This window comes from Deinococcus sp. (assembly GCF_018260405.1).
Lineage (GTDB): Bacteria > Deinococcota > Deinococci > Deinococcales > Deinococcaceae > Deinococcus.
The window spans coordinates 352-11,323 of record NZ_JAGLBG010000058.1 but is presented as its reverse complement, the minus strand read 5'-3'; the positions used below and the strand labels follow the sequence as shown (position 1 = coordinate 11,323).

Sequence of the window (10,972 nt, the reverse complement as noted above, 5' to 3'; positions counted from 1 at the left end):
GACGGCGGCGGCCCGTCCGGCGATGTCTCGCAGGGGCACCGGGCCGAACATGCGCGAGTCCTCGCTGCCGTTGGCGGTGCGGTTGTCGCCCATTACGAAGTACTGTCCGGCGGGCACGGTGATTTCCTGCGCCTGCTGCACCACGCCGATGCGCCCCGAAGCAATCGAGTTCGCCAGGTCGCTTTGGGTGTCCCAGCAGCCCTGTTCGCGCCAGTAGTCGGTTGTCCAGCTGCTGTCGAGCCGGGTACCGTTCACGCTGACCTCGCCGCCCGCAATGCTGATCTTGTCGCCGGGCAGCCCGATCAGGCGCTTGATGAGGAAAGGGCGGTAGGTATACAGGCCCAGCGCACTTTTTTGCAGGTTGGGAATCTGCTTGGCGGCCTCAGCGGGCGGCTTGAAAATCACGATGTCGCCGCGCTTGAAGCTGCCGACGCCCGCCTTGTGCAGCCACGTTTCGTACTTGGGAACGAAAACCCGCTCGCGGTTACGCAAGTTGGGCATCATGCTGGTGCCGTCCACCCCGACCAGCGTGGCGATGAACTGCGTGATCACTACCGCAAAGACGATAGGTTCGAGCACTTCTTTCCACAATTTCTGTAGGGCCGTCGGGGCGGGTGTGTCAAGTCGAGTCATGCACCGCAGAGCATAGCGGATTGAGGCTAGACCTTGAGTGGAGTGCTGCTCTCAGAAACCTAAGCGGCTAGGATGACGGTGTGAACAAAATCCTGATCTGTGCGGCAGCGGCGCTACTGGTCGGCTGTGCCCCGCGCCTTAAGCCTTCTTTCGATCCGGCTGTCGCTCCGCGTGCCGATGACCTCGGGCCGCATGGTGACCTGATGGAGTGGTGGTACCTTAGCGGCTACCTGCCCGGCGAAAAGCTGGCCTTCCACTGGGCGCAGTTCAAGGTGTCTACGCCGCGCTTCCCGGCTGATCTGTACTTTGCCCACGTCGCGGTCACTGACCTCACGACTGGCCGCCTCACCTTTTTGGAGCAGCCGCTTGATCTGGGGCGGGGCAAGGCGAGCTATCCACCGCTCCGGCTTCAGCAGGGTGACTGGGCCTTTGACCAGGTGATGAACGGGGCAGGCCAGACGGCCCGGTTTAACCTCGCCGCCGGGCCACTGGTTCTGAGCGCTGTGCCGCAGAAGCCCCCAGTTATTCACCCGCCTGGCTACAGCGGCGTTCCGAATGTCACGGGAGCCATGTACTACCAGAGCGTCACCCGCCTGCACCTAACCGGCACGGTCGCCGGACGTCCTGTTCAGGGACAGGCGTGGCTGGACCACCAGTGGGGCGGCATGGCCCCGGGGCGCGGCGCCCGCTGGGACTGGATGAGCGTGCAGCTCTCGGGCGGCGAGGACCTTATGCTCTACCGCGTTCTGAGCGCTGAAGGTCAGGTGGTGCAGACCTTCGGCAGCGTTGTGGACCAGCAGGGAATCGCGCACGCCGCCACCAACGTGGTCATGACGCCGGGCCGCATCTGGAGCGCCCCCAGCGGCCACGAGTACGTGCTGGACTGGAAAGTCCGGGCCGACGAATTTGACCTCGACGTGAAAGCCGTCCATGACAACCAGGAACTGGTGAGCCGCAGCACCGGGGTCACGTACTGGGAAGGCCCGATTGAGGTGAGCGGAACCTGGCGCGGCGCTCCGCAAACGGGCGGCGGCATGATGGAACTGGTGGCAGGGAGCAAGAAGCCGTCTTAAAGCAGTGCTCCGAATGATGGGAACGTCGGAACAACAAGGGTCGCCTGGCCGGGCTAGCACTCGCCGCGCCACTTGACCACGCTACCTGGCCAGCCGGAGTCCGTATGAGACACAGAAAGTTTCGCTCTGCCTTCTCCTGTTGACCATGCTCACCGTAGCTAATCCATGACCAACTACATTTCTAAACCCTCAATAAACTTGACAATAGGACACTCAAGTTTGATACTATCCTCATGACAGACGTGGGTCTAGAATCCTCTTATACGGACTGCGCTGGATTCCGGCGCACCTGGAAAAGCACTAGATGTGCCTCTGCCGGGCAGCTTTACAAGTCCATACCGCGAAACCCGTATTTTTTTCCACTGGCATTCGCTGGGCTTTAGTCCAAAACTGCCTAGTTCAATCTAAATCCGTATTAGCTTTTTAACCCCTTAGACCAAGCCGGACTGGAACAGCCGTGCAATGGAGGCAAGAATTTGAATCCTGAACGCTTTACCGAGGCGAGTGCCGTCGCTATCAACGCGGCGCAGCAGCTCGCGCAAGAGAACCACAACCAGAACCTCACGCACTTTCATGTGCTGCGAACCCTGACCGACAACGACACCGCCGCCCGCGCTCTGGCCCTGGCCGGGGGTGACCTGAGCCAGATTCGCGCCGCGCTGGACGCCGAAATTGCCAAATTGCCCAAAGTGCAGGGCAGCGACGGCCAGCTTTACCTTGACTCCGCCCTGAACCGCGCTTTTCAGAAGGCCGACACCATTGCCGGGCAACTGGGTGACAGTTTTGTGGCCGCCGATACGCTGTTGCTGGCGCTGCGTGGCGAGTACCGGGGCCGGGGTCTGCCCGACGAAGTGAGCCTGAAGAGGGCTGTGACCGAACAACGCAAGGGGAAAACCGTGACCAACAAGACATCCGAACAGCAATTCGACGCGCTCAACAAGTACGGCACCGACCTCACCCAGCGGGCGCGGGACGGCAAATTTGACCCTGTGATTGGCCGCGACGAGGAAATCCGCCGCACCATGCAGATTCTGCTGCGCCGCAGTAAGAATAACCCGGTGCTGATTGGCGAACCAGGCGTGGGCAAGACCGCCATTGCCGAGGGCCTCGCCATGCGAATTGTCAGCGGCGACGTGCCGGAAGGGCTGCGCGGTAAGAAAATCGTGTCGCTGGAGATGGGCAGCCTGCTGGCCGGGGCCAAGTTCCGGGGCGAGTTCGAGGAACGGCTCAAGGGCGTGATAGACGAGGTAATCAAGTCGGCGGGCGAGATTATCCTGTTCGTGGACGAGATTCACACTATCGTCGGCGCGGGCAAGACCGAGGGCAGCCCCGACGCGGGCAACATGCTTAAGCCTGCGCTGGCACGCGGCGAACTGCACCTGATTGGCGCGACTACCCTAAGCGAATACCGCGAAATTGAGAAGGACGCCGCGCTGGAACGCCGTTTTCAGCCGGTGTTTGTGGATGAGCCGAGCGTGGAAGACACCATCTCTATTCTGCGCGGCATCAAGGAAAAGTACCAGACGCACCACAACGTGGAGATTACCGACCCGGCGCTGGTCGCCGCCGCCACGCTGTCTAACCGCTACATCACCGACCGGCAGCTGCCCGACAAGGCCATTGACCTGATCGACGAGTCGGCGGCCCGCCTGCGGATGGCGCTGGAAAGCAGCCCGGAGCGCATTGACCAGCTCTCGCGCCGCAAGCTGCAACTGGAAATCGAGCGCGAGGCCCTGAAGCGCGAGAAGGATGTAGACTCGCAAAACCGCCTGCTGGACATTGAAAAGAGCCTCAAGTCGCTGACCGACGAGCTGAACGAGGTGCGCAGCCGCTGGGAATCCGAGCGCAAGGACGTGGCGGCGCTGCGGGCCAAGCGCGAGAAGCTCGACGAGGTGCGTACCCAGATTGAAAAAGCCCGGCGCGACTACGACCTGGAAGTGGCCGCCAAGCTGGAATACGGCGACCTACCCGCGCTGGAAAAGGACGTGCAGGAGCTAGAGCACAAGCTCAAGACCGCCGAGTTTGCCCACATGGAAGTCACCGACGAGGATATTGCCGCTGTGGTCAGCCGCTGGACGGGTATTCCGGTGAACAAGCTGCTCGAAGGCGAACGCGAAAAGCTGCTGCGCCTGGAAGACCAGCTGCACAAGCGTGTGATTGGGCAGCAGCGGGCCATTGTCAGCGTGTCGGACGCCATTCGCCGCGCACGTGCTGGCCTCAACGACCCCAACCGTCCGTTGGGCAGCTTCATGTTCCTGGGGCCGTCGGGGGTGGGCAAAACCGAACTGGCAAAGGCGCTGGCCGAGTTCCTGTTTGACTCGTCGGACGCGATGGTGCGCATTGACATGTCCGAGTACATGGAAAAACACACCGTGGCCCGCCTGATTGGAGCGCCTCCCGGCTACGTGGGCTTTGAGGAAGGCGGCCAGCTGACCGAGGCGGTGCGCCGCCGCCCTTACGCCGTGATTCTGTTTGATGAGATTGAAAAGGCGCACCCCGACGTATTCAATGTGCTGCTTCAGGTGCTGGATGATGGCCGCCTGACCGATGGACAGGGCCGCACGGTGGACTTCCGCAACGCGCTGATCATCATGACCAGCAACATCGGCAGCCCGCTGATTCTGGACATGCAGGGCGCCGGGCAAGACGCCGAGCAGATTAAGGCGGCGGTGCTCGAAGCGCTGCGCGGCGAGTTCCGCCCCGAGTTCCTGAACCGCGTAGACGACATCATCGTATTTGACGCGCTGACCGCCACAGAGCTGCACCAGATTGTGGATATTCAGCTGGGTAGCCTGCGTAAGCGCCTGGCTGAGCGCCGGATTACGCTTCACCTTTCGGACACCGCCAAGGACAAGCTGGCCGAACTGGGCTATGACCCCGCCTACGGCGCGAGGCCACTGAGGCGCACGATTAGCCAGTACATTGAAACGCCGCTGGCCCGCGAGATTCTGGGCGGCCAGATAGGGGATGGCAGCGTGCTGAACATAGATTATCTGGATGGTGGGTTCAAGTTTGGGACGGGCGTTTTGAACTGATGACGGGTGGAAGCTAAGGAGCTTCTGGTGGAAGTGGCGCGGATTCGGGCGCTTTCCTCGGATCGAATCCGCGCCACTGTAACCAGCAACTCCTTTACGCTCTACCCTACAGGCTCTTAGAGCAGTTCTCCGAATGATGGGCACGTCGGAACAATACCGCCGCCCCCCTTCATTCTACGTCCTGCTCTTTTTTTTCACTCGTTCCACTCGGCAAAAAGAGGGTCAAAAGGGCACCACCCTTTTGCAAAATGCTCTAGATGCTGGAAAAAGAGGCTGGGGCTTTGGCTCCGGCTTTTTTGCTGCCCCAGCACCCGCCAGCTCTGGGGGCCACCTGACAGCGGGCACAGGCAGGGCCACTTGCGTACAGCAGCGCGGGCGCGGAGCAAACAACGGGACACGCTTGAGGCGAGCCGCCCGCACGTCTTGCTGGCGTCAGCCGAAAACCGTGGTCTGTGCGTCTAACCCACTACAATGGCTTCCGATGCGTTCCCCGTTGCCCCGCGCCCGCGCCATGCTCACTCGATTGGAAACGGGCCGGATCGTGGTTCTGAGCGTGTTGCTGGGGCTGCTGATCGGTGGCCTGTGTATCTTGCTGCGCTCTTTGCTGGGCTGGCTGCTGCCGCTGGGCGCGTGGCTGACCGGCTTTTCCCCGCCTGGCACCACCGGCGACGGCGGCCTGCTGATGGCCTTTGGCGACATGCTGCCCTGGGGACTGCTGTTTTTGCCGCTTCTGGGGGCGCTCTACACCTGGCTGGTACCCGCCGAACCGGGGGCGCCGTTTTCACAACTGGTGCGCGGGTATCACAACCGGGGGCAGTGGCCTGGCCTGACCGGGCAGCTTCGGGCGCTGGCCGGTACGCTGCTGGGACAGGCCGCAGGCTTGCTGGTAGGCCGGGATTCGGCTTTCGTGATGGTCGGTCAGCTGGGGACCCGGCTGCTGGGGCAGGCCACGCAGCTCGATAACGTCGAGTTCCGTACGCTGATGCTGGCCGGGGCAGCGGCGGGTCTGGGCACCGTGCTGCACGCGCCGCTGCCCGCCGCCGTATTGATCGCCGAGGTACTCTACCGCCGCTTCGAGTTCGAGTTCGAGGTGCTGATGCCCTGCGTGCTGGCCTCAGTGGCGGCTTACGCGGTGTACGGCGTGTGTTACGGGTTCGGTCCGCTGCTCAGCGTGCCCGCCGTGCAAGTGCCCGCGCTCTCGCAAACCCCCGCCTTTTTTCTGGTGGCGCTGGGGGTCACGCTGGCGGGCTGGCTGCTGTTGCGTGCCTGCCGCCTGATTCCGGCGGCCTGGACCGACGGCTGGTTACGGCCCCTGTTCGGTGGTCTCTTTGGCCTACTGACGGCGGTTGTGGCCCTCTATAGCACCCCCAGTCTGCTGGGGGACGGCATGGGCTGGTGGCAGCTGGGCCTAAGCGGCTTTTTAGGTACGGAAGCTGCGGAGATGGGCCTGTGGCGTTGGCTGCTGCTGGCGCTAGGGGCCCAAATTGCCTTCGGAGGCGGCGTTTTTCCCTCTCTGGCGGCAGGTGGGCTGCTGGGCGTGGGGCTGGGGCAGTTGCTGTCCGTGGATTCGTCGCTGGCGGGCCTGATCGGCGCAGTTTCATTTCTAACCGTCACCCTGAATGTTCCTGTCGGGGCGACTCTGCTGGCGATGGCCTGGGGCGGAGACGCGACCTTGCCCGTTGCTCTGGTCGCGGCGGGGCTGGCTCATTTTCTCAGCGGCGAATCGGGCATCGTACCGGGGCAGGTGCGTTCGCGGGCAGTCAGTCCCCTGCACCTCGGAACCGGGCTGGCGGTCTTGCCAGACACCGTGCGTTTCATTGCGCCGCGCCGCGCTGTGGCCTCAGCGGTGCCTTTTGATGGTCCAGCTGATTCCCCGGCTGAGCTTTCCGGCAGTGCAGAGGCCCCCTTGTCTTCCGCAAACGAGCAGGAATTGTACCGCCGCGCCGTGCCTCGCAGCTGGGACGGCACTAAGCTGCATCTGCTGGCGCTGCCGCCCGGCGTGGAAGTGGTCGGCATCGTGCGGGACGGCGCGGTCAGGATTCCGCGCCCCGAACTGCGCCTTACCGCCGATGACGAACTGGTGTTTCTGGCCCGTCCGGATGCTTACGCAGCGCTCGAAGGCGTGTTGCGGCTGCCCGGAGCCTGAATTTTCCGCGTAGCGACTCCGTCCTATTCTCGTAGCGCTGGCCTATGCGCTAAACTGCCTTCATGATCCGCTCTGCACTTCTGCTCCGGGGACGCCTCACCTAGCCACTGCGCTTGTGTGATCCGTCCCCGGCTGCATTGGCCGGGGCGTTTTTTTCGTTTGTGCAGGCCGACTTAGGCCGACTTAAGGAGACCCTATGACTACTGAACCCACCAAGCCCAACATCACCGAACCCCGCCCCGAGCGCTATAACCCCCACGCCACCGAACAAAAATGGCAAGACAGCTGGGAAAAGAGTGGCCTGTACACCTTCGACGAGAACGGAAAAGGCGAAAAGTATTACGCCATGACCATGTTTCCGTACCCGTCGGGCAACCTGCACATTGGGCACTGGTACGCCAACGTCGCGCCTGATGCCCGCGCCCGCTGGATGCGGATGCGCGGCTACAACGTGCTGTTTCCTATGGCCTTCGACGCCTTCGGATTACCTGCCGAGAACGCAGCCATCAAAAATAAGACTGATCCCGCTGTCTGGACCTATAAAAACATCGAGTACATGACCGGGCAGTTTAAGCGCATGGGCACCATGATCGACTGGTCGCGCAAATTCGCCACCTCCGACCCCGAGTATTACCGCTGGAATCAGTGGTTTTTCATCGAGTTTTGGAAGCGCGGGCTGGTGTACAAAAAAGACGGTTTTGTCAACTGGTGCCCCCAAGACCAGACCGTGCTGGCCAATGAACAGGTCGTTAACGGCCACTGCGAACGCTGCGGCGCGCCCGTAGAGAAGCGTAACCTGAGCCAGTGGTACATGAAAATTACCGACTACGCCGACGAGCTGCTGGACTTTTCGCACACCGACATGCCTGAAAAAGTCCGGCTGATGCAGACCAACTGGATCGGCAAGTCGGTCGGCGCAGAAGTGACCTTCGGCACGCCCGCTGGTCCCGAAACCGTGTTCACCACCCGTCCCGATACCCTGATCGGCGCGACTTTTCTGGTGCTGGCTCCCGAGCACGCCAAAGTGAAAGCCCTGACCACCGAGGAGCAGCAAGGAGCCGTGACAGCCTACGTGGCCGCCGCCGGGCGCAAAACCGACGTCGAGCGCCAGCAGGAAGGCGAAAAGACGGGCGTGTTCACCGGCAGCTTTGCTACGCACCCCATCACCGGGCACCAGTTGCCCATCTGGGTGGCCGATTACGTGCTGGTCACCTACGGCACGGGTTCGATTATGGCCGTGCCTGCCCACGATGAGCGCGACTTCGCTTTTGCCAAAAAGTTTGACCTGCCTATCAAGGAAGTGATCCGCCCGGAAGGGGGCGGGGCCATGCCGCAAGACCCCGAGGAGCCTTACACGGGTGAGGGGCAGATCGTGAATTCCGGCGAGTTCGACGGGCTGCCCGGCGGCAAGGCCAGCATCGCAGCCATTGTCGCCAAACTGGAAGAAAAGGGCGTGGCGAAGGCCAAAACCACCTACCGCCTGCGCGACTGGCTGTTTGCCCGCCAGCGCTACTGGGGCACGCCGATTCCGTTTGTCCACTGCGAAAAGTGCGGCCTGCAACCCGTTGCGCAAGATCAGTTGCCGGTCAAGCTGCCCGACCACGTGACTTTCGAGGCAAACGGTCAGAGTCCGCTAAAAAATAACCGGGAGTGGCTGGCGACCACTTGCCCGAACTGCGGCGGCCCAGCCGAGCGCGATACCGACACCATGGACACCTTTGTGGACAGCAGCTGGTACATGTACCGTTACCTGTCGCCGCACTACCACGACGGGCCGTTTGACCCCAGTAAGGCCAACTTGCTGCCCGTAGACCTGTACACCGGTGGCATCGAGCACGCCATTTTGCACCTGCTGTACAGCCGGTTCTGGACCAAGGTGATGCGCGACATGGGCCTGACCGACCAGCACGAACCGTTTGCCCGGCTACGCAACCAGGGCATGATCCTGGGTGAAGACGGCGAAAAGATGTCGAAGTCACGCGGCAACGTGGTGGACCCCGACGATCTGGTGCGCGAGTACGGCGCCGACACCGTGCGTTCCTTCCTGATGTTTATTGCGCCCTGGGAACTGGGCGGGCCCTGGGACTCGCAGGGCATCAACGGCCCGAGCAAGTGGTTAAGCCGGGTGTGGAACCTGTTCTTCGAGGAAAAAGTGGCCGGGCCGGAAGAAAAACTGACCGACGCCGAGGTGCGTTACGCCGTTCACAGCACCCTGAAAAAAGTGGGCGACGACTTTGGGCGCATGAGTTTCAACACCATTATCGCCGCGCTCATGGAACTGACCAATACGCTGGTCAAGGCCAAGCGCAGCCCCGTGTACGGCACGCCCGTCTGGGAAGAGGCCCTGAGCATCTTCAACCTGATGCTGGCCCCAGTGGTGCCCCACATCGCCGAGGAACTGTATCAGCAAAGAGGGGGCGGGCAACAGGGCAGCGTGCATACCGCCTCATGGCCCACCGTGGATGAGGCGGCGGCGACCCGCGACACCGTGACCATCGGTGTGCAGGTCTCGGGCAAGGTGCGCGGCGAGGTCAATATCTCCAGGACGGCCACTCAGGAAGAAGCGCTGGCCGCTGCTAAAGCTTTGCCCGACGTTCAGCGCTTTACCGAAGGCAAGACCGTCGTGAAGGAAATCTACGTGGCCGGACGAATCATTAATATTGTTGTTCGCTAGGGGGCCGTGAACCTTAGCCACTGACCTTCTCCCCGGCGAAGTCCTCCAGCGCGTTAGCGCCACGTTCAGGTCTACCAGCGCCGTGCGGGTCGCCCGTGCTGAGGCGACGGGGCCGACTGCTGGGCACACGGTTGGACTCATACGGACGGCCTTCATTGGTAGAGGTGAATCATGATGCACTCTCTACCCGGCAGGTGCCTACCTCTGACCAATCATTTAATCTTTGCTTGGAAGCAAACGATGCCCTGGCCATTTGCCAAAAGGTTGGTGGCGTACGTCAGGCCGCCCGCTTGCGATAGTTCTGCGCCATCTGTGTCCGTGGAGGCAGAGGTCAGGTTGATGCTGCTGGCAGTGGTGGGAATAAGCGGCGCTGAAGGTGGCGCAGTAGATGCAGCGGTATTAGTTAACTGTATGCCGCTGTAAAGCCGCACACCGTAGCCTAGGGTGTTGGGGTCATAGGCGTTAGGCAGAACGTCGGTGAAGCTGGGGATACTGTCAGACAGTTTAAAGTTATTGGCATCTGTACCCCCTGTCTCACGAAAGTTGATGCAGTATTCCAACGTCTGTCCAGGCAATCCACTGTTGGCTTGGGTGAAGTTCGCACCTGTGGTGACATTCCTGACCCATTTTTCCAAGACCACTGTAGGTTTGTTCCTTATGGTCACGTCCTCGCCCGTGCTGCTCGCCGAATCGTAAGTGGCAGTGGCAGTGCCGTCACTGACGGTGCGGGTGGGGTCAAGGTAAGTCGCCTTCGCTGAGTTCTGGTAAGCCGTAGTGCTGACAGGGGTACTATTCAGGTTTGCCAGGAAGGTAATGGCCACCGAGCCGCCGCCAGGGATGGTAAAACTGCTCCAGGCGGGGGCCGTGCTGCCTGCGGTTGGGTTGGTGGTACTGGGCCGGGTTGCAATTGGAGCTGGCGATGTGCCGAGTGCCACTTCCGAGGCACTGTCATAGGTAAAAGCATCTGGCAGTGCCGGGTCGCTGACCGTTACGCCCAGGGCGTCGCCGCGCCCTGGTGCATTACTGACCTTGATGGTGTAGGTCGCCTGCGTGTCGGTGCCCTTGTACCGTGTGGGGGTCGAGGTTGTTTTGACCACGGTCACTTGCGGAACGCACACGCCAGGCAGCGGGACGTTGTCGGTCGGGGTCGGGGTAAAGGACGCACTGCTTCCCGTTGCGCCAGCCGTAGCGCCGTAGGCACCCGCATTATCATTGGGGACATACAGCAGGCCGTTGGCTCCACCGGCAACGGTTGGCGTTAGCGTTACGCCACTAGAAAGCAAGACCGCGCCGCCGCCACCCCCGCCCCCGGTACCATACCCGGAGCCCGAAGGGTGTCCAGAGTAGCCGCCCGTGCCCCCAAGGACGGTTACCGTCAGGCTGGCGGTGGACTGACGGGCCACTATCGCCA

General features: G+C 61.9%; 6 protein-coding genes. 4 read left to right on the top strand and 2 right to left on the bottom strand.

Going from position 1 to position 10,972, the window contains the following annotated elements; all coding sequences use genetic code 11:
- Positions 1-633: signal peptidase I (gene lepB / locus QZ269_RS08515; RefSeq protein WP_291426281.1), on the bottom strand; the 633-nt coding region annotated here is incomplete at its 3' end.
- An 80-nt stretch (positions 634-713) separates the two neighbouring features.
- Here lepB and QZ269_RS08510 point away from each other — a divergent pair.
- From QZ269_RS08510 to leuS, 4 genes are all read left to right on the top strand, one after another.
- Positions 714-1,706, top strand: a complete 993-nt coding sequence (locus QZ269_RS08510; protein WP_291426279.1) for a lipocalin-like domain-containing protein — start codon at positions 714-716, stop codon at positions 1,704-1,706.
- A 476-nt stretch (positions 1,707-2,182) separates the two neighbouring features.
- Complete coding sequence (gene clpB / locus QZ269_RS08505; protein WP_291426277.1) at positions 2,183-4,741, top strand: ATP-dependent chaperone ClpB; 2,559 nt, start codon at positions 2,183-2,185, stop codon at positions 4,739-4,741.
- 481 nt (positions 4,742-5,222) lie between these two features.
- A complete protein-coding gene (locus QZ269_RS08500; protein ID WP_291426275.1) occupies positions 5,223-6,887 on the top strand; it encodes a chloride channel protein in 1,665 nt (554 codons plus the stop codon).
- 196 nt (positions 6,888-7,083) lie between these two features.
- On the top strand, positions 7,084-9,561 hold the full coding sequence (gene leuS / locus QZ269_RS08495; protein WP_291426273.1) for a leucine--tRNA ligase: 2,478 nt from the start codon (positions 7,084-7,086) through the stop codon (positions 9,559-9,561).
- Positions 9,562-9,773: 212 nt separating this feature from the next.
- On the opposite strand, the gene QZ269_RS08490 is transcribed toward leuS, so the two are convergent.
- The coding region (locus QZ269_RS08490; protein ID WP_291426271.1) for a hypothetical protein at positions 9,774-10,972 on the bottom strand (1,199 nt) is incomplete at its 5' end.

Bases quoted from the DNA above. Each gene is read 5' to 3' on its own strand.
- leuS (WP_291426273.1), top strand. From the start codon at position 7,084: ATGACTACTGAACCCACCAAGCCCAACATCACCGAACCCCGCCCCGAG.
- QZ269_RS08500 (WP_291426275.1), top strand. From the start codon at position 5,223: ATGCGTTCCCCGTTGCCCCGCGCCCGCGCCATGCTCACTCGATTGGAA.